The organism is Alcaligenes nematophilus, assembly GCF_026344155.1.
Taxonomy (GTDB): domain Bacteria; phylum Pseudomonadota; class Gammaproteobacteria; order Burkholderiales; family Burkholderiaceae_B; genus Alcaligenes; species Alcaligenes phenolicus.
This window is the reverse complement of record NZ_JAPKMZ010000002.1, coordinates 426,205-447,934: the sequence shown is the minus strand read 5'-3', so window position 1 is coordinate 447,934 and position 21,730 is coordinate 426,205. Positions and strand designations below refer to the sequence as shown.

Genomic DNA, 21,730 nt, shown 5'->3' with positions numbered 1-21,730 from the left:
ACGTATGCGCAAATCCGGCTTTTGCCTGTTGTTTTCGATAGTCCTGAGCCCTGCAGTATGGGCTCAGTCTTCCGTTCCCGATGTCATTATTGATCCGGGGGGCGTGCCCCCCCAGGCGCTGAAAGAAATTCAGCGCGCGGTCAGTGCCATTACACGTTTGGCGGAAGACCAGGACTTGGGAGAGGTCTCGCGTCTGCGGCGCCGGGCTCACGATGCGACCGTCTCTGCCTTGCAGACTCAGGGTTATTTTGACTCTGTGGTCACGCTGGAGGTGGGCGAGGATTCCAGCGGTGAATATTGGGATATCATTATTCAGCCGGGCGAAATCACGCGTGTACGAGACATTGCCCTGGACTTCAAAGGCAAGATTCAGGAGCCGGAATACCAGGTGCGTCTGGAAGGGATCAAAGCCAGCTTTCCTTTGAAAGTGGACGATCCCTTTTTGAATTCGGTCTGGTCCTCCGCCAAATCGGATCTGCTGGAAAGCGTACAGCGCCAGGACTTTTACTACGCTCGTTACATAGACACGCGGGCGACCGTATTGGCCGATGAAGGCGTGGCCGACCTTTCCCTGAAAGTGGATAGCGGGCCGAGGGTTCGCATGGGGCCGCTGGAAACCACTGGCCTGAAGCGAGTTCCCCAGTCTCTGGTAGACCGCTATGTGCGCTATACCCCCGGTGATCCTTACGATCAGGACAAGCTGGACGAGTGGCAGCAATCTTTGGCTGCCACCACTTTTTTCCGGGGTGCCTTTGTCACTCTGGATGAAGAAGCCGGCAAAAAGAAAGAGCTTCCAGATGGTGATGTAGAACTGCCTGTACGTGTACGGGTTACAGAAGCGCCATCCAGGCAGTTCACCGGCTCCTTGGGTTTTGACAGCGACCACGGTGCGCGTGTTGAGGCCTTGTATCGAAAGAATATTGTGTTTGGCCTGCCGATCTGGACCGAGGCCGGTATTGGCGTGGATAAAAAACGTCAGCGGGCCTTTTATGACATTCACTTGCCGCCCACCATTAGCGGCTACAAGAACAGTTTTGGTGTCTTGTACGATCGTTCCGACATTGAAGGTTTGGACACGGAGCGGGCGGCCCTGGGCTGGAAGCTGCGCCAGGAACGACAGGCAGCGGGCAATAGCCGCGTGGAATATGAAACCGAATGGGGTTTACTGGGCGCCTGGGACAAGACCAAGATTTCCGGTCTGCCCACCCGTGAAACACCTTCTGCCATTGCAACCTGGCAATGGCTGCGTCGGGACGTAGACAAGAAGTACGATCCGCGCGAAGGCAATCTGATTGATTTTGGCGTGGGCGCCGGTGTCACGCTGGACAAGGGCGAGACCTTTTACCGCAGTAATTTGCGATTGCAGCAGTGGTGGCCAGTTGGGGAGCGGGATATTTTGTCCCTGCGGGGTGAAATCGGTAAGGTTTGGCGCATGACGGACCGCACACCGCCTGACTTCGGTTATCGCACCGGGGGCGCTCGCAGTGTCCGTGGTTACAAATATCAAAGCATTGGCCTTCGACAAGGCGACGCCGTGGTGGGTGCGCCAGCCATGGCCGTAGCCAGCGTGGAATACACGCACTTTTTCACCAGCATGTATGGCATGCGAGCTTTTGTTGACGTGGGTGATGCTGCGCCCAGCTTTGGTGATATGGATTTAGCCTGGGGCTACGGTTTGGGTGCGGTGGTGCGCACCCCTGCTGGCCCTTTCAATCTTGATCTGGCCTATGGTCAGCGAGACAAACGCGTACGTTTGAGCTTTTCTTTGGGAATCGCATTTTAATGGCTTGGGTTCGGCGCTGGTTCCGATATTTCGCTTTGTGGGGCATTCCCTTTGTGGTGATTGCCCTGCTGCTTGTTTGCGGCTTTGTGTATTGGGTGCTGGCCAGTCAGGCCGGTACAAGCTGGGCCTTGCGCACGGCTTTGCCCTATGCGCAGGGCAGCGCCCAAGGCGTGCGCGGAACCATTTGGGATGGCTTGAGTATCGACCACCTGGTGCTGGGCTTGCCGGACACCCATGTGGATATCGAGCGTTTGCGCTTGCAGGCCAACTGGAAAGAACTGTGGGAACGCCGCCTGCACGTGGTAGAGCTTAGTGCTCAGAAAGTGGATGTGGCCTTGACCTCCTCGGACGAGCCCAAGTCCGATGAGCCCTTCACAATGCCCGAGCTGCCTATCAGTATTGCCGTGGACAAGCTGGCTTTGGGGCAGTTCTTGTTAACGCAGGATGGCACGCCCTTGCCGGTCGCGATTGCGGATTTGTCTTCGGCACTGGCGTTGGATTCCGACAGCGCGCAGCTTCGACTGTACGATTTGATGGTGGCTAATGAGTCCATCCGCGCTGGTTTTCAGGGTGAGGTGGAATTGGCGGGACTGCAAGCGCCTTATCCGGCACGAGCCGATATTCAAATCATTGCTCGCGGTTTGACGGCCGATTCGCCTATTTGTGCGAAACAGTATTTGCCTGCTTATGCAGAGCCGTCGAAATCCGGCAAACCTGCCGAGAAGGCAGTAGTCGATCGGTCCAAACAAACAGCCACTGTTGAAACGGCCAAGACCAGTGCCAAGGCTGCAATAACACAGCAAGGTCAAGCTGAGGCCAGCGCCCCGAGTCATGCAACTCCTGCCAGCCCGCCAGTCGATCAGCCCGTAGACGCCCATGGTGTCGCCGGAGTCATCAGCTCCGAGCCCGAGGGTAGTACGGGTCTTGTCGATGAAGAACGTATCCAGGAACCAGTTGCTGTTCCTGAGCCCGAGCCTTTGCCCGATTGTGTGGTCAACGCTCAAATCACCTTGAATGGCTCTCTGGAACAAGCCACCTTGCTGCTTAACGGACAGGGCCAGGGCTATAGCCTGGACGCCAGCGCAGAATTGAGCCCGCTGGATTCCGTGCCAGTGCGTCAGGCCAAGGTGGCGGTGAAACTGCCGGACGAGTCCTCGCTGGATGCAGACTTCGCCTGGGATGCCACGCAGGAAGGTGTGCACGTTCAAGATCATTTCAAAGGTCAGTTCCGCAGCGACAAGCTGGATCTGCATGCCTTGCTGGGCGATGTGCTGCCCGACGCTCTGATCAATACCCAAGGCCAGTTCGATGTGGTCTTGGCGGATAAAGAACAATTGCTCTCCGCGGATGTGGATGTGCAGCTTTTGCAGGGCAGTCGCTGGAACAAGCAGGCCGCTATCGGGCAGATCAAGGCAAAAGCGTCGGCTCCGGCTCAGCCGGGTCAAGCGGATTGGTGGCGTTTGCTGTCGGTTTCGGATGTGCTCACCGATATGAAGATCGGGGATAACCAGGTTCAGTTGAAAGGTGGTTTTGGCATGTCTGGCAAGGCCGAGCTGGATTTGCTGGCGAAGATGCCTCGTGCCGAGCAACTGTGGCCTGGCCTGGAGCTGGGCAAGGCGTCGGCAGAAGGGCAGTTGCGTGGCGATATCGCTCATCACACCCTGCAGTTGAAGGGTCAGTACGACTTGGGCGGCAAGGCCAAGGGGCAGTTGGGCCAAGGCATGGCCGAGGCCGATCTGGCACTGGAAGGTGGCTGGCATTTTGCCGATCAGGGCAAGGCCGCGTATTGGGATGGCAAGGTAAACCGTTTGGTGGCCGACCATGCCGGTTTGATCGTGCGTTTGCAGTCGGCACTGCCTGTGCGTTTTACCGATGCTCTGCGGGCGCCGGAGCCTCCTGTTCAAGTTGCCACAGCAGAGGCCAAGGACCAATCCAAGGTTGAAGGTGATGTAGCAGGCCAGGGGGCCGCCAAGGAAGAAGGAGCGGCTCAGGCCGGTATAAATCCGGAAACGAAGGACAACCCTGATACTAAGTCTGCTGCTCCGTCTGCTTCAGCGGCAGCAGAGCAAGCGAAGGCACAGGCTGGCGTTCCCGAAAACGCAGCCGATAAAACAGCAAACGCTCCCAAGGCACCCGAGCCATTGGCTCCCTGGTCAGTGCGAGTTGGTGCCGGTACGTTGAGCACCACAGTTGATGGCGAACCCTGGATCAATCTGCGTCATCAGGAATCCACTTACCAGCCTGGACAATGGGCCAGCCGTGGTGAGTTGTTGGATCTGGTGCTGTCCGAGCCTCGCATCGCGCGCTTGCTGCGTAAAGTCGGCGTAGAAGAAAACGCTGACAAGGCCAAGGGTGGCGTCAAGATTGCCAAGAACAAGAAAACCCAGCCGCCCGAAATTGATATCAAAGCGCGCTGGGACCTGAAATTTAATGGCGCCTTGTCCGGCCAGGTGCGCGTCGACCGCGTGGCGGGGGATGTACAGGTTTTTGCTGAGCCGCCCATGTCCCTGGGGCTGGAAGATCTGAGTATCGTCATCAATGCGAAACCTACCTCGGCCACGACCAGCCGTCTGGATGCCCAGATGGATGTGCGTACCAAGGAAATGGGTTACGTCACAGCCAAGGCCCAGACTCCTCTTCACGGGCTGGCCTTGAATGAGAACGATCGCAAAACGGTCAGCATACAAGCCAATATTGATGACTTGAGCTGGACGCGCCTGTTCCTGGGCGATGCCATGGAGCTGGGCGGTCGCTTGAATGCAGACGTGAATATTGATGTGGGTGCGAAATGGGCCTGGACCAGTCGTGGCACGGTAAGGGGCCGCGAGTTGCGTTTCACACGTCTGGATGACGGCATCCGTCTAATTGACGGTCAGTTGGATGCCCGTTTCGATGGTGACATCTTCCGCCTGGAGTCCTTGACGTTCCCGGCCCGCCCACGAGTAGAGCCGCAGGAATGGCGTACCGCAACCTGGTTGAAAGAGAGCCCGGACGCCAAGGATGGCAAGCTGACTGTGTCGGGGCAGTGGAACCTGAGCACTCAGCAAGGGGCCTTTGACGTGGATATTTTCCGCTTCCCGATTCTGCAGCGCTCCGATCGTTACGCCATGATGTCCGGCAATATCAATCTGGACATGGAACTGCCGCGTATTGCCATTACCGGCAAGGTTGTTGCTGATGCGGGTTGGTTCAACCTGGACATGTTGGGTGGTATTCCCACTGTTGATAGCGATGTGGTGATTGTGCGGGCAGGCGACGAGCCGGCTTCCGAGCCTTCCCAGGCCGCAACCGACATGAGCATGGAAATTGATGTGGATCTGGGGCCGCGTTTTTACCTGACGGGTTACGGCGTGAACTCCGGTCTGGTTGGCAGCCTGAGGGTCACCATGATCGGCGGCAAGTTGACCGGCATGGGTGCCTTGCGCACTCGTGGCGGGCGAATTGAGCTCTATGGTCAGAAGTTGCTGCTCAAACGCGGAACCGTGACCTTCCAGGGTGACATTACCTCGCCTATTCTGGACATCGAAGCCTTGCGTACCGGTCAGGCAGTAGAGGCAGGTGTTAAGGTAGCCGGTACGGCTCGCAAGCCCAGAATTGATTTGGTGTCCTACCCGGAAGTCAGCGAAGTTGAAAAACTGTCCTGGCTCCTGCTGGGCCACGGGCCGGATGATTCTGGTGGTGACATGGCCTTACTGCTCAGTGTCGGGACGTCCTTCCTGGGCGATGGCGAGCCCTTCTACCGCAAGTTCGGGATTGATGAAGTGGCCATGCGCTCGGGCGACCTGGGCAGTGCCGGTAGCATTTTGCCGGTGGAAAGTGTGGTCAAATCCCTGAACAGCGGCACCAGCAACGAAGAGCGCAAGTTTATTGCGATCACCAAGGCACTGACGGCGGATATTTCCGTTAGCCTGGAGCAGGCCATGGCCGATACCGGAACGGTGGGTCGAGCCAGCTACCGCCTGGCACGAGGCCTGACGGCTGAGGTCAGCGCCGGTACGGTAAACGGTCTGGCCCTGATTTACCGCTGGTTCTCGAAGGATTGATGCGGGCTTGCCCGGCGCAAAGCGGGCAGAGAATTGTGGCGCAAATGACATATTTGCGCCGCAATTGGCTTGTGTGTGTATCTAAACGATAAAATAACCGGTTACTGATTTAAGGCGGCTAATTTCTTATGAGTATCAAAAGCGACCGTTGGATTCGGCGGGCTGCTGCCCAGGGCATGATCGAGCCTTTCGAACCAGGCCAAGTGCGCAATGTAGACGGACAACGTATCGTCAGCTACGGCACCAGCAGCTATGGCTACGATGTGCGTTGTGCCAACGAATTCAAGATTTTCACCAACATCAACTCGACCATCGTGGACCCCAAGGCTTTCGATGAGAAATCCTTTGTGGATTTTGTCGGTGATGTGTGCATTATTCCGCCCAATTCTTTCGCGCTGGCCCGCACGGTTGAGTACTTCCGTATTCCTCGCAGTGTGTTGACCATGTGTCTGGGCAAGAGCACCTATGCCCGTTGCGGCATCATCGTGAACGTAACTCCGCTGGAACCCGAGTGGGAAGGCCACGTCACCCTGGAGTTTTCCAATACCACCCCGCTGCCAGCCAAGATTTACGCCGGTGAAGGGTGCGCACAGATGTTGTTCTTTGAAAGCGATGAAGTGTGCGAAGTGTCGTACCGCGACCGCGGCGGCAAATATCAAGGTCAGCTAGGCGTTACCCTGCCTCGTACCTAGGAGTTCTGGATGAAGTTTCGTTTTCCCATCGTCATCATCGACGAAGACTACCGTTCCGAAAATACGTCGGGCCTGGGCATTCGAGCCCTGGCCTCGGCGATAGAGGCCGAAGGCGTAGAGGTTCTCGGGGTCACCAGCTATGGTGACCTTAGTTCTTTTGCGCAACAGCAAAGCCGCGCGAGCGCCTTCATTTTGTCGATTGATGATGAGGAATTCGATGTGGATTCCCCGGAGGATGTCGCCAATGCGATCAAGAACCTGCGCTCCTTTATTGGCGAGCTGCGGTTCCGCAACGAGGACATCCCCATCTATCTGTACGGCGAGACACGCACCTCGCAGCATATCCCCAACGATATTTTGCGCGAGCTGCACGGCTTCATTCACATGTTTGAGGACACGCCCGAGTTCGTGGCGCGTCACATCATCCGCGAAGCCCGCTCCTACCTGGAAAGCCTGGCGCCGCCGTTTTTCCGCGAGCTGGTCAAGTACGCTTCTGACGGCTCCTATTCATGGCACTGCCCAGGGCACTCGGGAGGCGTAGCCTTTCTGAAAAGCCCGGTTGGCCAGATGTTTCACCAGTTTTTTGGTGAAAACATGCTGCGTGCCGACGTCTGTAATGCGGTCGATGAATTGGGCCAACTGCTGGACCACACCGGCCCGGTGGCCGAGGCCGAGCGCAATGCTGCCCGTATCTTCCATGCCGACCACTGCTTTTTCGTGACGAACGGAACGTCCACGTCCAACAAGATCGTCTGGCACGCCAATGTGGCCAATAACGACGTGGTGGTTGTGGACCGTAATTGCCACAAGTCGATTCTGCACGCCATTACCATGACGGGCGCTATCCCGGTGTTTCTGCGCCCCACGCGCAACCACCTGGGCATTATTGGCCCGATTCCGCAAGACGAGTTCCTGCCGGAAAACATTGCGCGCAAGATCGAGGCCAACCCCTTTGCCAGCAAGGCCAAGAACAAGAAGCCTCGTATTCTGACGCTGACGCAAAGCACCTATGACGGTGTGATCTACAACGTGGAAATGATCAAGGAAACCCTGGACTCCAAGATCCCCACGCTGCACTTTGATGAAGCCTGGTTGCCGCATGCGGCGTTCCACGATTTCTATCACGACATGCACGCCATTGGTGCGGATCGTCCACGCACCAAAGACACCATGATTTACGCTACGCACTCCACGCACAAAATGCTGGCTGGCTTGTCGCAGGCTTCCCAAATTACGGTGCAGGATGCGGAGAACCGCCCCTTGGACCGCAACGTGTTCAATGAAGCCTACCTGATGCACACCAGCACCAGCCCGCAGTACGCGATTATTGCGTCCTGTGATGTGGCGGCGGCCATGATGGAGCCGCCCGGCGGCACCGCATTGGTCGAGGAGAGCATTTGCGAGGCCATGGACTTTCGTCGCGCCATGCGCAAGGTGTCCAAGGAATACGGCGAGAACGACTGGTGGTTCAAGGTTTGGGGACCGGACAATCTGCCTGAAGAAGGCATAGGCGAGCGTGACGACTGGATTCTGCGCTCCGATGCGGAGTGGCACGGCTTTGGCAAGTTGTCGACCAACTTCAACATGCTGGACCCGGTCAAAGCCACGGTAGTGACTCCTGGCCTGGATATTTCCGGCACCTTTGCTGAACAGGGTATTCCTGCCGCTCTGGTCTCCAAGTATCTGGCCGAGCACGGCGTGGTAGTCGAAAAAACCGGCCTGTATTCCTTCTTTATTCTGTTTACCATTGGCATCACCAAAGGCCGCTGGAATACCTTGCTGACCGCCTTGCAGCAGTTCAAGGACGATTACGACCGCAACCAGCCCATGTGGCGCATTTTGCCGGACTTCTGCAAGACTCAGCCTACCTACGAGCGCATGGGCTTGCGTGACCTGTGTCAGCAGATTCACCAGGCCTATCGCAAGTATGATCTGGCCCGTCTGACGACCGAGGTGTACCTGAGCGACATGGTTCCCGCTTTGAAGCCTTCGGATGCCTATGCCAAGATGGCGCACGGCGATATCGAGCGCGTTGGTATTGACGAACTGGAAGGCCGTGTGACGGGTGTCTTGCTGACGCCTTACCCCCCAGGCATTCCTTTGCTGATTCCTGGCGAACGCTTTAACTCGCGCATTGTGGAGTACCTGCAATTTGCGCGCGAGTTCAATGCCCGCTTCCCTGGCTTTGAGACCTATGTGCATGGACTGGCGCAGGATATCGGCCCTGATGGACTGCCACGCTACTACGTAGATTGTGTGCTTGAGTCTGAAACCAACGAGTAACCCCGCGTGATCCCTTTTTTTGATGTTGCCGTCATCGGCGCAGGTGCGGCCGGTATGATGGCTGCCAGTATCGCAGGCCAGCGTGGCCTGCGAGTGGTACTGATTGATCACGCTGAAAAGCTGGCCGAGAAAATCCGTATTTCCGGTGGAGGGCGCTGCAACTTCACCAATACGGGCACCTCGCCAGAGAATTTTCTGTCCAAGAACCCGCACTTTTGCCGTTCGGCCTTGGCGGGCTATACCCCCCAGGACTTTCTGGAGCTGGTGCGGGAGTATCGCATCGGCTTTCATGAGAAGCACAAAGGCCAGTTGTTTTGTGATGACTCCAGCGAGTCCATCATCCAGATGCTGCGTCAGGAGTGTTTGAAAGGGCAGGTGTCCTGGCGCATGCCCTGTTCGGTGCAGTCCATTGGCCGTACCGAGGACGGCTTTGTGCTGCGCACCGGTCAGGGGGATTTGAATGCCTTGCAAGTGGTGATTGCCACGGGCGGCATGGCGATTCCGCAGCTGGGTTCCACGGACTATGCCTTGCGCGTGGCACGTCACTTCGGCTTGAAAGTGATTGAGCCACACCCCGCTCTAGTCCCTTTGACCTTTGACGGTCGGGATTGGAAGCCATTTTCTGCCTTGAGCGGCATGGCTTTGGAGGTGGAGGTCAGCACAGGGCAGGGCAAGCAACGTCAAGCCTTTTTGGAAGATCTGCTGTTTACGCACCGTGGCTTGTCCGGGCCGGGTATCTTGCAGATCTCCAGCTACTGGCAGTCGGGCGAGAGCATTAGTGTGGACCTGGCCCCCGGTCAGGACATCGCGCAACAATTATTGGATCTGAAGGCGGGTAACCGTCAGCAACTGGTCACTGTCTTGTCGACCTTGTGGCCGCGCCGTCTGGTCGAACAATGGCTGGATACCTCGGACTTGTTGCCCAAAGGCGTGGGACAGCAACGTCTGGCTGATCTGCCGGATCGCGTGTTGCGCACGGTGGGACAGGTGATTAATGGCTGGGAGTTGAAACCTAGTGGCACCGCAGGCTATAAAAAGGCGGAAGTGATGAGCGGTGGCGTGGATACACGCGAGCTGAATCAGAAGAGCATGGAAGCGCGTAAAGTACCTGGTCTGTACTTCATCGGTGAAGCGGTCGATGTCACCGGCTGGCTGGGCGGGTATAACTTCCAATGGGCCTGGGCGTCGGCAGCAGCGTGTGCACGTGCTTTGAAGGCACAGGCAGAGCAGGGTTAAGTATGCGAGCAGGAAGGGCAGTGGGCATGGTCTGCTGCCGTTTCTGAAATCATCGGGATTGTTGGCTGGTCAGTCAGGGAGGCGATATGCAGCTGCCAGGAGATAGAAAGTACGTAGTAAGCCACGAGTGGGCCAAAGATGAAGACGGTGTTGTGCTGGTTGGCATTACCGACTTTGCTCAAGATCAGTTGGGCGACCTGGTGTTTGTGGGTGACTTCACCCCAGGGACGCGTCTGGCTGCGGGTGCTACAGCGGGTGTGGTGGAGTCGGTGAAGGCCGCCTCCGACATTTACGCGCCTGTAGCGGGCGAGCTGGTGGAGTTCAACCAGGCCTTGTCCGATGCACCACATCTGATCAATGAAGCTCCATTTGATACCTGGATTTTCAAGCTCAAGGCTGACAATCCGGCTGATCTGCAAGGTTTGCTGGATGGCCCTGCTTATGCAGCGGTGGCTGAGTAAGTTCAGATATTGAGTTAGCAGGAATACGCCTTGGTCTTGCCTGATTTTGGCGGACTGATCGCAAAAAAGGCCTGAATCCGTGTCATCGGATTCAGGCCTTTTATTTGGTTTCGAGCATACGCGGTTAAGCGTGCAGTGAGACGGATAGCTTGGGCCAAGTAGCCGGTTTTTTTAACTACGGCGGCGGTACGTCACGTAGTCGTAAGTGAAACCGTTTTCCTCAGGCTGAGGCAGGCGCTCCACTTCTTGCCACTCTCCGGTAGGCAGTTCGGGAAAGAACGTATCGCCATCCACATCAGCCTTGATCTCGGTTGCGATTAGTTCCTGCGCCACAGGCAGGGCCAGACGGAAAAGCTGTTCGCCACCAATCACACAAGCGGTTTCAAAGCCGGGGCAGGCTGCCAGGGCTTCGTCCAGATTGCTGAATACCTGCGCACCTTTTGCCTGGTAATCCGCATTGCGGCTGATCACCAGATTCGGGCGGCCGGGCAAGGGGCGGCCCAGAGACTCCCAGGTTTTACGGCCCATGATGATGGGCAAACCCATGGTTACGCGTTTGAAGTGCTGCAAATCGGAAGGCAGGCGCCAGGGCAGGTCATTGTCCTTGCCAATGCAGCGATTGGCCGCATAGGCAACGACCAGGCGAATGAAAGGAGTGGAACTCATACGGCAACCGGCGCCTTGATGTGGGGATGAGGATCGTAGTCGGTGATTTCGAAGTCTTCGTACTCGTAATCAAACAGACTGGCAGGTTTGCGCTTGATCGTCAGCTTGGGGTAGGGGCGAGGCTCGCGCGAGAGCTGTAGCTCTGCTTGTTCGAAGTGGTTGGAGTACAGGTGACAGTCACCACCAGTCCAGATGAAATCACCCACTTCCAGATCACATTGCTGCGCCATCATGTGAGTCAGCAAGGCGTAGCTGGCGATATTGAAGGGCACGCCCAGGAAAATATCGGCACTGCGCTGGTAGAGCTGGCAAGACAGCTTGCCGTCTGCCACATAAAACTGGAACAGGGCATGGCATGGGGGCAGGGCCATCTGGCTCACATCCGCTACGTTCCAGGCCGAAACAATCAGGCGACGTGAGTCGGGATTCTTGCGGATCTGTTCCACTAACTGGCTGATCTGGTCGATATGACGGCCATCGGGAGTGGGCCAGGAACGCCATTGCACACCATAGACCGGGCCCAGATTGCCGTCCTCGTCGGCCCATTCGTCCCAGATGGAGACGCCGCGCTCTTGCAGCCAGCGCACATTGGACTCACCACGCAAAAACCACAGCAACTCAATAAAGATGCTGCGGGTATGCAGTTTCTTGGTGGTGATCAGCGGGAAACCCTGCGACAGATCGAAGCGCATTTGGTGACCAAATACCGAGTTCGTGCCGGTGCCGGTGCGGTCCCCTTTGGGAGTGCCTTGGGTGTAGACCAGGCGCAGCAGGTCTTCGTAGGGATACAGGGACATGGTGGCCTCAGGCTTGCTGAATGTCGACGGAATAGGTGATCTCGGCTGTTTTGCCCAGCATGGCCGAAGCGGAGCAGTACTTGTCGTGCGACAGTTGTACGGCACGCTCAACGGCGGCCTGGGGCAGGTCCTTGCCAGTGACCACAAAAGTGAAGTGAATCTTGGTAAAGACTTTGGGGTCGGTGTCGGCGCGTTCGGCCGTCAGCTTGACCTGGCAGCCGGTAATGGCGTGACGCCCACGCTTGAGGATCAGCACCACGTCGTAGGCTGCGCAGCCACCGGCGCCGGTCAGCAGCATTTCCATGGGGCGTGGAGCCAGGTTATTGCCGCCACCTTCGGGTGCACCGTCCATGGCCGTCACATGACCACTGCCTGTACGGGCAACGAACAACATTCCGTCTTTGCCGCCCCAGTCGATTGTGCATTCCATATGAATTCCTTTGTTTGCAGTGCGAGCCAAGACTCGTCAGTAGATTGATAGCGGTGATTGTACTTTTTGATGAGGGCTGTGTCGCGCCTGGATGGAAACCAGGTTTAGCGTGATTTGATGCGGATTTTTGCAGCTTTATTGCTAATTGAAATGTGAAGCCCGGATGTGGGCCTTGTTACTTCTCAGGGCATCTGATGGTGGCGGATGTGGCACCCGTATAAGAAATTCCATATGGACAAATCAGAGCAGAACCATGCTCTTTGTAAGATTTAGACTGGTTTTGTTGTTTGTCCTAGGATAAACTGCTGTGCGGTACACGGCATTTTGAAACAGATATGTCACAGGGGTTTACCCTCGCCTATAATGGCTGTCGCCCGTATACCAAAAAATGTCGTGCTCGTATTTGTTCTGTCTCAATAAACCTTGCTTTCAATGGGGGCTTTATTCGGACGTCACAAGCGGGTGTTTTAACATGACGGCTCTCGCGACCTAGGCAGTCGCAGATTTTTTGCGTCCATGCTCTTTTGATCTGCGACGCGTCAAGGTGCCGCCGAGCTGCTTGGCAGCTTCACATTAACCAGGCCTGGATCATTGTGAATACCGTTTCAATACTGCTACTAGCTTTCATATTGTCCGTTACAGGACTCTTTGTTTTCATCTGGTCGTTACGCCGTAACTTCTTTGACCACAGTCCCGCTGCTTCGCGAGAGATCTTCTCCAAAGGCGAAATCGGGCAGGTAGATGACCCCTCCGCCACCCCTGAACAACGTCAGGCACTTCAAGAAGAAATGGGCCGCAAGGCAATTTCGGCTGAAGATCGTCAGGCGCTGAGCCTTGAATTGGCAGAACGCGTGGAAGCCGACCGCTCCTCCGCCAAGGTCACTTTCATTTTGCTGGCCTGTTCGGTCTTCTGGCTGATCTTTGCCTCGACGGCAGGCTTGATCAGCTCGATCAAGCTGCACGATCCCGAATTTCTGACGCAACACGCCTGGATGACCTTTGGTCGCATGCGTACGCTGCACCTGAACGGTGTGGCTTACGGCTGGGCTCCAATGGCCGCGTTCGGCGTTGCCATGTGGATGCTGCCTCGTTTGCTCAAGACTCCCCTGATCGGTGCGCGTTATGCCATCACGGGCGGGATCTTGTGGAACATTGGCCTGGCTATCGGTCTGACATGTATCGCGATGGGTATCACCGACGGTATGGAATGGCTGGAAATGCCTTGGCAGGTTGATATCCTGATGGTTATCGGTGGTGCTCTGGCAGCCTTGCCTTTGGTCTTCACCTTGCAAAACCGTCGTGCTCACCACCTGTATGTGTCGGTGTGGTACATGGGCGCAGCCCTGTTCTGGTTCCCTATCCTGTTCTTGGTCGGTAACCTGCCTGCCGTGCACGTGGGTGTTGAACAAGCAACCATGAACTGGTGGTTTGGCCACAACGTGCTGGGTCTGTTCTACACCCCGATGGCTCTGGCTTCGGTGTATTACTTCCTGCCCAAGATCATCGGTCAGCCTATCAGCTCCTACAACCTGTCTCTGGTGGGTTTCTGGGGTCTGGCATTTTTCTACGGTCAGGTTGGTGGTCACCACTTGGTTGGCGGTCCTGTGCCGCAGTGGATGGTTACCCTGTCCATCGTGCAAAGCATGATGATGATCATCCCCGTGCTGGCTTTCTCGATCAACCAGCACTACACCATGAAGGGTCACTTCCGTACCCTGATTCACTCGCCCACCCTGCGCTTTATCGTGCTGGGCGGCATGATGTACACCGTCAGCTCCATTCAAGGTTCTTTTGAAGCGCTGCGCAGCATCAACACGATTACCCACTTCACGCACTTCACGGTTGCCCACGCCCACATCGGCTTGTACGGCTTCTTTACCATCGTGATGTTCGGTGCCATCTACTACGTGATGCCACGCGTGCTGTCCTGGGAGTGGCCTTACCCCAAACTGATCTCCCTGCACTTCTGGCTGGTTGTGATTGGTTTCTCCATCTACGCTATTGGTCTGAGCATTGGCGGTTGGCTGCAAGGTCTGGCCATGCTTGATCCTGCCAAAGCCTTCATGGAATCGGTGTTTGTCACGATGCCTTACCTGAAGTCGCGCTCGATTGGTGGTGGTTTGATGACTCTGGGTCACCTTGTGTTTGCCTTCCACTTTGTGGCAATGGCTTTGCGCTATGGCAGCCGTCGTATTGGTCCAGCCCTGTTTCACCAGCGCTCGGCAACTCGCAATGTAGTGGAGGCATGATTTAGTCATGGAAAGCGAATACAAACTATTGGGCGGCGCCATGGTGACGCTCGCCCTGGCCACATCGGCTCTGGTCGTTGTCCCTTACCTGCAAGTTAAAAAGGTGGAGCCCTCTCCAGGCCTGAAGCCTTACACGGAAGTGCAACTGCGCGGCCGTCAGCAATACATTGATATGGGCTGTGTCTACTGTCACTCGCAGCAGCCACGCAGCCAGAACCAGGCTCCTGACTTCCAGCGTGGCTGGGGTCGTGCCTCGGTAGCAGGCGACTACTTCTACGACACACCTCACCTGCTCGGCACCATGCGTACTGGTCCAGACTTGCTCAATATTGGTGCTCGTCAGCCTAGCGTGGACTGGCACCTGGGTCACTTGTATCAGCCTCGTGCTTATACCCCTGGCAGCAATATGCCTTCTTACCCCTTCATGTTCGAGCTCAAGGACAAGGCAGAGGAAGGCGACAAGGTTGTCAACTTGCCAGGTGATTTCGCACCAGAAGGCAAGGTGGTTGTGGCCAAGCAAGAGGCCCTGGACCTGGTTGAATACCTGTTGGCGCTGGATCGTACGTATCCCGTAGCGCCAGCCAGCGTTATCAAATAAACAGGCATTGCTGAGCTAGCGCGCCCCGCAAGGCGGGGCGCCTCGGAGAATTAGAATGAGCGACAATCGTAAATATGAAGCACAGCTGCGTGAGCATTCCGATCCGGAAGAAAACGCAGCACCGATCCCTTGGGTGGTTCTGCTGATCATTGCAGGTCTGTTCCTGTGGGGCATCTACTATATTTTCAGCAGTGACCTGAGCCATGACGCAACCGTGGGCGACAACCGTATCGTTGCCGACTTCGAATTGCCAGAAGGCGCGGTAGATGGTCAGCAGCTGTTCGTAGCCCAATGTGCCGCCTGTCACCAGGCAACGGGTGCCGGTGTTCCAGGCGTGTTCCCTCCGCTGGTGGGTTCCGAATGGGTACTGCGCAAGCCTGAAGTTTTGGTCCAGATCATGCTGCACGGTATTACGGGTGAGATCACGGTCAAGGGTAATAAGTACAATGGTGCGATGCCCGAGTTCCGCGAGAAGTTCAATGACGAGGAAATGACGGCCGTTGTTAATTACCTGCGTACAGAATTGGGTGGCAATAGCGCCGATCCTGTGGACGTGGCCTTTGTCAAAGCCGAACGTGAAAAAACAGCTGATAAAACCGATCATTGGAATGGGGACGCTGATCTGGCTCCCATGGAAGAGTAAGACTGAAATGATGGGCCAGCGATGAGACTATTTATAAGTATTCTCCTGGTCTTCGCCCTGGGTATTGGGGCACTGGCCCATTTGACGCAAGGGTTCTCCGCCCTGACAGCCGAGACGGCCCGTCGCAATGATGTTGCCGCCTCGCCGCGTCTGATCTCCGATGTCGAAGTACTGCTCCCTGCCGGGGGCAGTACCCAGCTAAGCTCTCTGCTGCAAAACGATGGCCGTATTACCATCGTCAATTTCATCTATACCCGCTGTGTCACGCTATGTCTGGCGATGGGCTCGGAGTATCAGCAACTGCAAAAAGCGATTGTGGATGAAGGCTTGCAGGACCGTATCCGCCTGCTGAGCATCAGTTTTGATCCCACCGATTCGCCTGATCACCTGCGCCGCTATAGCAAAACCATGAAGGCCAACCCGGACGTCTGGCAATTTGTCACCATGATGCCCGGCGAACAGCGTCAACGTGTGCTGGATGATTTTGGTATCGTCGTTATTCCCGCCCCTTTTGATGAGTACGAGCACAACGCGGCCTATCACGTTGTCAGTGCCGAACCGCGCCTGGGTCGTATCGTGGATTACGGTGAACCTATGTTGGCCCTGGCGTATGCCAAGCGTGCCCTCGAGGATCTGGATAAGAAGGGAGCGATGTAATGTCCTTAAAACGTGTCGTCGAATCCCCTAAAGTACGTCCTTATTTTGGTAGTGCCCTGGCATTGGTGGCAGCTTTGCTGTTTGCTGCCGCAGCCTTCTGGGATCGCCCGCTGACCGCCTCCATGAGTCTGCACATGCTGGTGCATATTCCCTTATTGGTCCTGTCGGGCATTACCTTGCAACTGGCCTTGCGCTACCAGGGAGTTGGACGTTCGGCTGCCATGCAGTCTTTACTACGCCCGTATTACGCCTTGAATGAGTATGGTTTGCCTGGCCTGATCATGGTCAGCTTTGCGGCGGCTTACTGGATGGTTCCCAAAGCACTGGACGATGTGCTGGTATCGCCTCCCATGGCTACTGCCAAATATATCGGTCTGGTCTTGATGGGCATGTTGTTCATGGAGTCCTGGCGCCGCGCCCATCTGGTGTTTCGTCTGTTCTTCTTTGGTAACTTCAGTTGGATGATGGCCATTGTTGGTCTGCTGTATTACGACAATCCGGTTCGGCTCTGTAATTTCTATCTGCAGTCTGACCAAGAGATTGCCGGCATAGGCCTGGTTATCATGGCTTGTGTGCTGCCATTGCTTTGGCTCTTGTCTGAGAGCAAGGCAGTGATCGCCTTTTTGCGGCAATAATACCCATCCATTTTGTTTTGCAGGTGTCCTCATGAGCCATACCGTTTCCAACAGCGATACCCGTCTGTACCGACGCAACAGCTTTTTTGACCAGATTCTGAGCGAGACGAATCGGGCCCTGGAAGTATTGGGACGTTCGGCACGCGCGTCGCGCCCGAATCCCGCTGGCAAGGAAGTGTCCGAGATTACGGCTGACGAAGCCCGCCATGCTGCCGGCTTGATGCGTGTGAACCATGTAGGCGAGATTTGCGCCCAAGCCTTGTACCGTAGCCAGGCCATGTTGTGCAAAGATCCCCAGGCAACCGAAGTGCTGCTGCAAGCTGCGCAGGAAGAGGTGGATCACCTGTCCTGGTGCGATGACCGTTTGCGCGAGCTCGATAGCCGCCCCAGCGTGTTCAACCCCTTGTGGTATGCCGGTTCTTTCGCGTTAGGCTTGCTCGCCAGCCGGGCAGGGGTGCCTTATAACCTGGGCTTTATGGCCGAGACCGAGCGCCAGGTTGAAGAGCATCTGGAAAGCCATCTGGAGTCCTTGCCTGCTACAGACAATCGCTCGCGCCGGATCGTAGAAAAAATGCGCGATGACGAGATTGAGCATCGTCGTACCGCCGAGAATCACGGGGCTGTGGGTTTGCCTCCACCCGTTAAAACCTTGATGCGCATGATGTCCAAAGTCATGACGACGACGGCTTATCGCTTGTAAAACGGGGCTCTGGGCCGAATCACTTATTGATGAGTGCCGAGCCTTCATGGAAGCAAGTAGCAAAACGGGTCAGTAATTGACCCGTTTTTCTTTGTAGGTTTGGAGCTTGTTTGGCGGCTTAGGGTTAACGACTAGATACCTGGAATGAGATTTGCGCTAGGAAATTGATGCATTAAAGCGACAAGATGGGCGTCTAAGGGTTTTCCACAGCATTTATCTTGCATTGCACCATTTTTGTGGGTAGACTTTAGTTATTGGATGTTGAAAAGAAAGCGGGAAATAAGCAAAAGCACAAGCGTAATAACCCTTAGCTTTCTGGCTCGATACTTTATCTGGTAGCCCAACTTGCCACGATTGTCTCCTCCACCCTCCTCCTTTGGTGGATTTGCCCGAGATCTCTAGATCTCGGGTTTTTTTTGCCCGTATCTTTTGTTTGTGAGTGTCCTGTCTTGAAGGGCCAGCATTTACGGGGCTTCTGGCCTTGTTGATGCCCGTGCGGCTCGCCGTCGCTGTTTTGGCTTCACGTGAAAAAAATACTGCACAGTCTGAATAGGAAAAGCCTTGCCCATCATTGTGGATGGACAAGGCTTTTTTTTATCGCCAAGGTCGAGCGACCTTACTTCTGTGGAACCGTGGCCACATGCAGCAGGTTGGTGCGACCGCTGGTGCCAAAAGGAACACCGGCAATCATCACGATGGTGTCGCCCGCCTGGGCGAACTCATGTTGCGCTGCCATATCGGTAGCGTGGTCGATCATCTCGCCCAGATCGCTGACGTCCTCGCAAGGCACGGCATGGACACCCCAGGCCAAGCTCAGACGGCGTGCGGTTTCCACACGGGGTGTCAGTGCCAGGATAGGGGCGATGGGCCGTTCACGGCTGGCACGCAAGGCGCTAAAGCCAGTCGTGGTGTAGGCCACGTTCGTTGCCGGTTCCAGAATGCTGGCCACGCGACGCAGGGCGCAGCAGATCGCGTCTGCGGTGCTGGCTTCAGCGGTGCTGTGGTTGGCTTCCAGAATGGTGCGCCAGCTAGGATCGTTTTCGATCTCCTTGATGATGCTGTCCATGATGGACACCGCTTCCAGTGGAAACTGGCCGGAGGCCGATTCGGCGGACAGCATGACGGCATCGGCACCCGAATAGATGGCGGTAGCTACGTCGGAAGCTTCAGCTCGTGTAGGCACAGGCGAGGTAATCATGGATTCCAGCATCTGTGTAGCGACAACCACCGGACGGCCTGCCGCACGGGCAGTACGCACGATTTGACGCTGCAACACAGGCACGCGCTGGGGTGGGACTTCCACGCCCAGGTCGCCACGTGCCACCATCACGCCATCACACAGCTGGACAATTTCTTCCAGGTGTTCCAGCGCTTGCGGTTTTTCCAGCTTGGCCATGATCCAGGCTTTGTCGCCGATCAGCTCGCGGGCTTCACGGATGTCGCCAGGACGTTGCACAAAGGACAGCGCAACCCAATCCACGCCCAATTCCAGTCCAAACTTCAGATCGATCAGGTCTTTTTCGGTCAAGGGCGAGATAGGCAGTACCACGCCGGGTACGTTCACGCCCTTGCGGTCGGACAGCGGGCCGCCGACCATGACCGTGGTTTCTGCAAAATCCGGACCAAAGCTGTCCACACGCAGACGCAGCTTGCCGTCATCGAGCAGCAGGTCTGTCCCATCTTCCAGTGCAGCGAAGATTTCGGGGTGAGGCAGGTAGGCACGCTGGCTGGTCCCTTCGGCGGGGTCCAGGTCCAGGCGGAATTTCTGGCCGGTTTCCAATGTCACGCGGCCATCTTGCATTTTGCCAACGCGCAGCTTGGGCCCTTGCAGGTCCATCAGAATACCGATACTGCGACCGGTTTCCTTTTCAATCTGACGAATGGTGTGATAGCGCGCGGCATGGTCTTCATGTGTGCCGTGGCTGAAGTTCAGGCGGAACACATCAGCGCCGGCCTCGAACAGTTCACGAATGCGTTCTGGCGTAGAACTGGCAGGACCCAGGGTAGCCAGAATGCGGGAATGACGTTGACGTTTCATGGGTTGTTGTCCTTAGGGGGATCGATAGCTCAAAGAGCAGCGATACCGGCGCGGGCGATCTGAGCGTCTTCAGGTGCCTTTACGCCGGACACGCCGACTGCACCAATGACTTGACCGTCCACCACAATCGGCTCGCCGCCTTCCAGTGGCGTGATGGGCATGGACAGAGCGGCAAAGCGACCATTGTTGACCATGTCTTCAAAAACCTTGCTGGGCTTGCCACCGCCCAGCACGCATGTGTGTGCCTTGGCGGGAGCAACCTGCGCGCTCATCAAGGGAGCGCCGTCCATACGTTGCATCCAGAGCGCGTGACCGCCTGCATCGCAAATGGCGATGCTGACAGCCCAGTTGTTCTTCAGCGCTTCTTGCTCGGCAGCAGCAGCAATTTTTTTAACATCGGCCAGGGTCAGTGCTTTCGTGTCTCTCATGTCCAGTCCTTTAAGAAAAGCGTTAATCGCTAGGGGGTAAAACCAGAATTGCACGGAAATCGTTGACGTTGGTCAGGGTAGGGCCCGTAACCAATGCGTCATCCAAGGCTTCAAAGAAGCCATGACCATCATTATTGTCCAGACTGGCCCTTGGGCGTATACCTTGTTGCCAAGCACGCTCCAAAGTGTCCGGACCGCAGAAGGCTCCGGCAATTTCTTCCTGGCCATCCACACCGTCGGTATCGCCTGCCAAACCGTAGATACCGGGTGCCCCGTTCAAGGCAATGGCGGTGGACAACAGAAACTCCACATTGCGACCGCCACGGCCCTGGCCGCGCAAGGTCACGGTGGTTTCTCCGCCCGAGAGCAGCACGCAGGGGGCCTGGGCAGGCTGGCCATGCTGGGAAACGCTCAGGGCAATACCAGCCATGACTTTGCCTACATCGCGCGCTTCGCCTTCAATGCTGTCGCCCAGCAAGACGGGACGCACGCCACGGGCTTCAGCGACACGAGCTGCAGCCAGCAGGGCCAATTGGGGTGTAGCAACCAGATGGGTGGTGACATGAGCCAGGCGTGGATCGTCGGGTTTGATGGTTTCGCCATCGCCGCTCTCCAGCAGGGCACGGGCTGCGGCTGGAATCTCGATGCCGTAGCGGGTAATGATTTCCAGCGCTTGCTCGCACGTGGTGGGATCTGCCACCGTGGGGCCAGAAGCGATGTCCATGGGCTTGTCGCCGGGAACATCGGAAATCAGCAGGTTCAGGACGCGGGCGGGGGCGCAAGCCGCTGCCAGACGGCCACCTTTGATGGCAGATAAGTGACGGCGTACCGTGTTCATCTCACCAATTGAAGCGCCCGATTTGAGCAGCGCTTTGTTGATGGCTTGCTTGTCCGCCAGCGTGATGCCTTCTCCGGCCAAGGGCAGCAGAGACGAGCCGCCACCGGAAATCAGGCAAATAACCAGATCGTCTTCGTTCAGATCGCTGACCGTGCGCAAAATTTCGCGGGCCGCGTCTTCACCGGCCTGGTCCGGCACGGGGTGAGAGGCCTCCAGAATCTTGATGTGATCACAAGGCACGCCGTAGCCATAGCGGGTGACGACAACACCGCTGATGGGGCCTTTGTCCCAGTGACGCTCCAGTGCCTGGGCCATCGCTGCCGATGCTTTGCCAGCACCGATCACAATGGTGCGGCCTTTGGGAGCATCGGGCAGATAAGGCGGGATGCAATGTTCAGGCTGAGCCGCGTTGACGGCAGCTTGAAACATTTTGCTGAGTAAGTCTTGTGGCTCGATCTTCATGGGTCAATCCTAATGCAGAGCGACGGCAACAAACCATCTTACTGCGCTACAACACGCCTTCACCTCCCCGCTTTGACTTGCAGCCTTCTAG

The 21,730-nt window shown here is 56.4% G+C and carries 18 protein-coding genes; 12 read left to right on the top strand and 6 right to left on the bottom strand.

Translation table 11 applies throughout. The features are described 5' to 3' along the window. The first annotated feature begins 4 nt into the window (after positions 1–4). The 6 genes from OSH04_RS07170 to gcvH all read left to right on the top strand — a co-directional run bounded on the left by OSH04_RS07170 (position 5) and on the right by gcvH (position 10,498). Positions 5–1,783: an autotransporter assembly complex protein TamA gene (locus OSH04_RS07170; RefSeq protein ID WP_060186267.1), complete on the top strand. Its 1,779-nt coding sequence runs from the start codon at positions 5–7 to the stop codon at positions 1,781–1,783. Further along, positions 1,783–5,826 (top strand): translocation/assembly module TamB domain-containing protein, encoded by a 4,044-nt coding sequence (locus OSH04_RS07165; RefSeq protein ID WP_266108173.1) that lies wholly within the window; start codon positions 1,783–1,785, stop codon positions 5,824–5,826. Before OSH04_RS07170 ends, OSH04_RS07165 begins: the two co-directional genes overlap by 1 nt. A gap of 128 nt (positions 5,827–5,954) precedes the next feature. Continuing rightward, on the top strand, positions 5,955–6,518 hold the full coding sequence (dcd, locus tag OSH04_RS07160; protein ID WP_009461128.1) for a dCTP deaminase: 564 nt from the start codon (positions 5,955–5,957) through the stop codon (positions 6,516–6,518). 9 nt (positions 6,519–6,527) lie between these two features. After that, positions 6,528–8,801, top strand: a complete 2,274-nt coding sequence (locus OSH04_RS07155) for an arginine/lysine/ornithine decarboxylase (RefSeq protein ID WP_009461127.1) — start codon at positions 6,528–6,530, stop codon at positions 8,799–8,801. A 6-nt stretch (positions 8,802–8,807) separates the two neighbouring features. Further along, complete coding sequence (locus OSH04_RS07150; protein WP_137430722.1) at positions 8,808–10,037, top strand: BaiN/RdsA family NAD(P)/FAD-dependent oxidoreductase; 1,230 nt, start codon at positions 8,808–8,810, stop codon at positions 10,035–10,037. A gap of 86 nt (positions 10,038–10,123) precedes the next feature. Next, on the top strand, positions 10,124–10,498 hold the full coding sequence (gene gcvH, locus OSH04_RS07145; RefSeq protein ID WP_021446974.1) for a glycine cleavage system protein GcvH: 375 nt from the start codon (positions 10,124–10,126) through the stop codon (positions 10,496–10,498). 171 nt (positions 10,499–10,669) lie between these two features. Here gcvH and OSH04_RS07140 read toward each other — a convergent pair whose 3' ends face one another. From OSH04_RS07140 to OSH04_RS07130, 3 genes are read right to left on the bottom strand one after another with little or no spacing between them, the layout of a single operon-like run. Beyond that, the gene (locus tag OSH04_RS07140) at positions 10,670–11,164 is read right to left on the bottom strand and encodes a dihydrofolate reductase (RefSeq protein WP_035271262.1); all 495 of its coding nucleotides are present in this window, start codon (positions 11,162–11,164) and stop codon (positions 10,670–10,672) included. Next, on the bottom strand, positions 11,161–11,961 hold the full coding sequence (locus tag OSH04_RS07135) for a thymidylate synthase (protein ID WP_266108172.1): 801 nt from the start codon (positions 11,959–11,961) through the stop codon (positions 11,161–11,163). The genes OSH04_RS07140 and OSH04_RS07135 overlap by 4 nt, the downstream gene beginning before the upstream one ends. Before the next feature lie 7 nt (positions 11,962–11,968). Then, the gene (locus OSH04_RS07130) at positions 11,969–12,391 is read right to left on the bottom strand and encodes an OsmC family protein (protein ID WP_009461122.1); all 423 of its coding nucleotides are present in this window, start codon (positions 12,389–12,391) and stop codon (positions 11,969–11,971) included. A 593-nt stretch (positions 12,392–12,984) separates the two neighbouring features. On the opposite strand from OSH04_RS07130, the gene OSH04_RS07125 reads away from it, so the two are divergent. The 6 genes from OSH04_RS07125 to coq7 are packed head-to-tail and all read left to right on the top strand — an operon-like array spanning position 12,985 to position 17,873. After that, a complete protein-coding gene (locus OSH04_RS07125) occupies positions 12,985–14,640 on the top strand; it encodes a cbb3-type cytochrome c oxidase subunit I (protein WP_035271261.1) in 1,656 nt (551 codons plus the stop codon). Between the two features lie 7 nt (positions 14,641–14,647). Further along, positions 14,648–15,238 (top strand): cbb3-type cytochrome c oxidase subunit II, encoded by a 591-nt coding sequence (locus tag OSH04_RS07120; RefSeq protein WP_026485025.1) that lies wholly within the window; start codon positions 14,648–14,650, stop codon positions 15,236–15,238. 55 nt (positions 15,239–15,293) lie between these two features. Next, positions 15,294–15,881: a c-type cytochrome gene (locus OSH04_RS07115; protein ID WP_026485026.1), complete on the top strand. Its 588-nt coding sequence runs from the start codon at positions 15,294–15,296 to the stop codon at positions 15,879–15,881. A 21-nt stretch (positions 15,882–15,902) separates the two neighbouring features. Continuing rightward, positions 15,903–16,538 (top strand): SCO family protein, encoded by a 636-nt coding sequence (locus OSH04_RS07110; RefSeq protein ID WP_009461119.1) that lies wholly within the window; start codon positions 15,903–15,905, stop codon positions 16,536–16,538. Further along, the gene (locus OSH04_RS07105) at positions 16,538–17,173 is read left to right on the top strand and encodes a hypothetical protein (RefSeq protein WP_035271257.1); all 636 of its coding nucleotides are present in this window, start codon (positions 16,538–16,540) and stop codon (positions 17,171–17,173) included. Before OSH04_RS07110 ends, OSH04_RS07105 begins: the two co-directional genes overlap by 1 nt. A gap of 31 nt (positions 17,174–17,204) precedes the next feature. Beyond that, entirely contained in the window at positions 17,205–17,873 is a 669-nt protein-coding gene (gene coq7, locus OSH04_RS07100) for a 2-polyprenyl-3-methyl-6-methoxy-1,4-benzoquinone monooxygenase (protein ID WP_009461117.1), read from the top strand. Positions 17,874–18,489: 616 nt separating this feature from the next. On the opposite strand, the gene pyk is transcribed toward coq7, so the two are convergent. Genes pyk through OSH04_RS07085 form a run of 3 tightly spaced genes read right to left on the bottom strand, consistent with a single transcriptional unit; the run spans position 18,490 to position 21,639 of the window. Beyond that, positions 18,490–19,911, bottom strand: a complete 1,422-nt coding sequence (pyk, locus tag OSH04_RS07095; protein WP_060186271.1) for a pyruvate kinase — start codon at positions 19,909–19,911, stop codon at positions 18,490–18,492. A gap of 29 nt (positions 19,912–19,940) precedes the next feature. Next, positions 19,941–20,339, bottom strand: coding sequence for a GlcG/HbpS family heme-binding protein (locus OSH04_RS07090; RefSeq protein WP_083054176.1), 399 nt, complete (start codon positions 20,337–20,339; stop codon positions 19,941–19,943). Positions 20,340–20,361: 22 nt separating this feature from the next. After that, on the bottom strand, positions 20,362–21,639 hold the full coding sequence (locus OSH04_RS07085; protein WP_060186272.1) for a glycerate kinase type-2 family protein: 1,278 nt from the start codon (positions 21,637–21,639) through the stop codon (positions 20,362–20,364). Positions 21,640–21,730: the final 91 nt, after the last annotated feature.

Excerpts from the sequence above, each read along its gene's own strand:
- pyk (WP_060186271.1), bottom strand. The coding sequence starts at position 19,911 with ATGAAACGTCAACGTCATTCCCGCATTCTGGCTACCCTGGGTCCTGCC.
- dcd (WP_009461128.1), top strand. The coding sequence starts at position 5,955 with ATGAGTATCAAAAGCGACCGTTGGATTCGGCGGGCTGCTGCCCAGGGC.
- OSH04_RS07155 (WP_009461127.1), top strand. The coding sequence starts at position 6,528 with ATGAAGTTTCGTTTTCCCATCGTCATCATCGACGAAGACTACCGTTCC.
- OSH04_RS07105 (WP_035271257.1), top strand. The coding sequence starts at position 16,538 with ATGTCCTTAAAACGTGTCGTCGAATCCCCTAAAGTACGTCCTTATTTT.
- gcvH (WP_021446974.1), top strand. The coding sequence starts at position 10,124 with ATGCAGCTGCCAGGAGATAGAAAGTACGTAGTAAGCCACGAGTGGGCC.
- OSH04_RS07135 (WP_266108172.1), bottom strand. The coding sequence starts at position 11,961 with ATGTCCCTGTATCCCTACGAAGACCTGCTGCGCCTGGTCTACACCCAA.
- OSH04_RS07165 (WP_266108173.1), top strand. The coding sequence starts at position 1,783 with ATGGCTTGGGTTCGGCGCTGGTTCCGATATTTCGCTTTGTGGGGCATT.
- OSH04_RS07115 (WP_026485026.1), top strand. The coding sequence starts at position 15,294 with ATGAGCGACAATCGTAAATATGAAGCACAGCTGCGTGAGCATTCCGAT.
- OSH04_RS07170 (WP_060186267.1), top strand. The coding sequence starts at position 5 with ATGCGCAAATCCGGCTTTTGCCTGTTGTTTTCGATAGTCCTGAGCCCT.
- OSH04_RS07130 (WP_009461122.1), bottom strand. The coding sequence starts at position 12,391 with ATGGAATGCACAATCGACTGGGGCGGCAAAGACGGAATGTTGTTCGTT.
- OSH04_RS07120 (WP_026485025.1), top strand. The coding sequence starts at position 14,648 with ATGGAAAGCGAATACAAACTATTGGGCGGCGCCATGGTGACGCTCGCC.
- OSH04_RS07090 (WP_083054176.1), bottom strand. The coding sequence starts at position 20,339 with ATGAGAGACACGAAAGCACTGACCCTGGCCGATGTTAAAAAAATTGCT.
- OSH04_RS07140 (WP_035271262.1), bottom strand. The coding sequence starts at position 11,164 with ATGAGTTCCACTCCTTTCATTCGCCTGGTCGTTGCCTATGCGGCCAAT.
- OSH04_RS07085 (WP_060186272.1), bottom strand. The coding sequence starts at position 21,639 with ATGAAGATCGAGCCACAAGACTTACTCAGCAAAATGTTTCAAGCTGCC.
- coq7 (WP_009461117.1), top strand. The coding sequence starts at position 17,205 with ATGAGCCATACCGTTTCCAACAGCGATACCCGTCTGTACCGACGCAAC.
- OSH04_RS07110 (WP_009461119.1), top strand. The coding sequence starts at position 15,903 with ATGAGACTATTTATAAGTATTCTCCTGGTCTTCGCCCTGGGTATTGGG.